3 protein-coding genes are annotated in these 2509 nt (G+C 61.9%); 1 reads left to right on the top strand and 2 read right to left on the bottom strand.

The features are described 5' to 3' along the window. A partial coding sequence (locus ABX749_RS29305; RefSeq protein WP_372899162.1) for a S26 family signal peptidase occupies window positions 1-650 on the bottom strand: 650 nt, incomplete at its 3' end. A gap of 224 nt (window positions 651-874) precedes the next feature. Between ABX749_RS29305 and ABX749_RS29300 the strand changes: the two genes are divergently transcribed. Then, complete coding sequence (locus ABX749_RS29300) at window positions 875-1903, top strand: beta-ketoacyl-ACP synthase III (RefSeq protein WP_145222630.1); 1029 nt, start codon at window positions 875-877, stop codon at window positions 1901-1903. Here the strand turns inward: ABX749_RS29300 and rnc are convergent. Further along, window positions 1900-2509 (bottom strand): ribonuclease III (gene rnc, locus ABX749_RS29295; protein WP_372899161.1); only part of this gene is annotated, 610 nt, incomplete at its 5' end. The genes ABX749_RS29300 and rnc overlap by 4 nt on opposite strands.

Here is a 2509-nt window from a genome sequence, read left to right as displayed (position 1 = left end):
TGAAAGAAGACGCGGAAAGGAGCTTCGGGACCAACGGTGGGCGTCTTCGCTCGGATCTCAACGACCAAGCGATCGACTCGGTTGAGGACTCGCCGCACGGTTTGGTTGATCGGGTAGTCATCCATCACGGGAGTGATTCGGCCAGCTTGGTGTGGGTTGCGATGGCCGTAGACGAGTCGGCTGGGAACCGCAGCGTCCCGATTCCAGTGGTCCGGTTGCGAACTGACCGGCACCAGCGCCGGAGGCAGAAACTCGTCGGTGTCGCGCTGGGCGAGCCGATCTTCCAGCCGCCGCCCCCCGACGGTCAGTCGGCCGTCGACGCGATCCACGACGTGTCCCCCGACAGCGGCGACGCGTTTGACGTGACGCTTGCCGCCCCAGCGGATTGCCACGACATCGCCGATCTGCAGAGTGTCGCAATCGGCGAGCTGACAAACGTCGCCGTCGACCAGCGTGGGGGCCATCGAATTGCCGACGATCCGAAACACCGAGGGGAGGGGGGCGCGGTCGTTGGCGGGGCGGAGGGGCGAATCGCTCGCAGCCGAATTCGGGTGGGCGGATCGTCTGCCCCAGCGATATGCGACGGAGAAAACGACGACGGCAGTCAAGATCGCGACGATCGGCAGACTTCGACGGGCGAGAGGTTTCATCGTGAAAAGTGATCACCTGACGAGAAAAACGTGCCCCAGTTATACTCCGTCACGACCGCTCCACGCAGTGCAAGCGGGATTTCTATGATGCCAGTCGCGTGATGAAGACTCCAGTGATGCCCGACCCGACCACGATTGACCGAACCGAACGATCGCCACAAGCCACGGATTCGACCAGCGGCGATGAATTGGAATTCCGCCCCCAGCCTGAGACGCGGGGCCGAATGGGATCGCTGCCGGGTGTTCGTATCTTGGGCTGCGGATCTTACGTCCCGGACCATGTGGTCAGCAACGAAGACCTCGCGGCGCTGGGATGTGACAGCGAGTGGATCGTTCGACGCACGGGGATTTTGGAGCGACGTCATGCGACCGCGGATCAGGCGACGAGCGACCTGTGCTACGAAGCCGCCGTCCGCTGCCTGGCCGACGCTTCGGTCTCGGTCGACCAAGTCGACTTGATTTTGGTCGCGACGATCACCCCGGACCACTTCACGCCCTCAACGGCGTGTCACCTGCAAAAGCGACTCGGCGCGTTCGCCCCCGCGATGGATCTGGGGGCCGCCTGTGCGGGGTTTGTTTACGCGTTGGCGACCGGTGCCCAGTTCGTTGCCGCCGGCAACGCGAAACGGGTGTTGATCGTCGGTGCCGACTTAATGAGCCGAACGATCGATCCCAATGATAAGAAAACTTATCCGTTGTTCGGTGACGGCGCCGGCGCGGTCCTGATCGGTCCAGACGATTCTCGTTGCCCTGACGAAGGCGGTGTCGATCAAACCGATGCAGACGGTCCGTCGGGAATCTTGTCCTACCAGCTCGGCAGCGAAGGTTGCGGTGGTGAAATGCTGTGCATTCCCGCCGGCGGAACTCGGTTGCCGCTGACCGAAGAGGCGCGGCGTGAGGGGCTGCAGTACATGAAGATGGATGGGCGGAACGTGTTCAAGTGGGCCGTTCGCGTCTTTGACGAAAGTGCAAAAGACGTGCTCGCGGCGGCACAGGTCAACGCCGAGGAACTGGCGTTGGTGATCATGCACCAGGCCAACCAGCGGATCATCGACTCCGCCGTCTCCGATCTGGGCGTTCCCAAGGATCGGGTGTTCGTCAATCTGGATCGCTACGGAAACACATCCGGGGCGAGCATCCCGCTGGCGATGGACGAAGCCCTGCGTGCGGGGCGGATCAAGCGTGGTGACTACGTGCTGCTGTGCGGATTCGGAAGCGGACTGGCGTGGGGCACCGCGCTGCTGCGGTTCTAGCTGTTGGGATCTTCCGGCAGCGGATACGGCAGCGGGTCGTCGTTCATTTCCGCCAGTGCATTGGCGGCCGCTTTTTGTTCGGCTTCCTTTTTGTTGGTGCCCCAGGCGGCGGTGTATTCCTCGCCGTCGATCACGGCGCTGATCAAGAACGATTTTCGGTGGTCGGGCCCCATTTCGCGTTTGAGTCGATACAAGGGTGTGCACGCGATATCGCGCTGGGCGCGTTGCTGGAGCGTCGACTTGTAATTCGTTGCTCCCTGGCTGGTGACCGCCATTTCGACTTCGCCCCGCAACCAGGTCTTCAGTCGGTCGCGAACGATGTCATGACCGCCATCGAGGTACAGCGCGGCGACGATCGATTCAAAGACATCGCTGACCAATGACCGCGGGTAGCTACGATTTCGGGTCACACCTCGGCCCACGATCAAGCACTCGTCCAGCCCGATTTGACAGGCCACTTTCCCACAGGTGCGGCGGCTGACGACGGCCGATTTGATTTTCGTCAAATCGCCTTCGTTGTACTCGGGGTATTCCTCGTACAACCACGAGCAGATGACGAAGCCGAGGATGCTATCACCGAGGAATTCTAATCGCTCGTTGCTCGCC

This window comes from Stieleria sp., from assembly GCF_041595215.1.
Lineage (GTDB): Bacteria > Planctomycetota > Planctomycetia > Pirellulales > Pirellulaceae > Stieleria > Stieleria magnilauensis.
The sequence above is the reverse complement of the archived record's forward strand: the minus strand, read 5'-3'. Positions and strand labels throughout refer to the sequence as shown.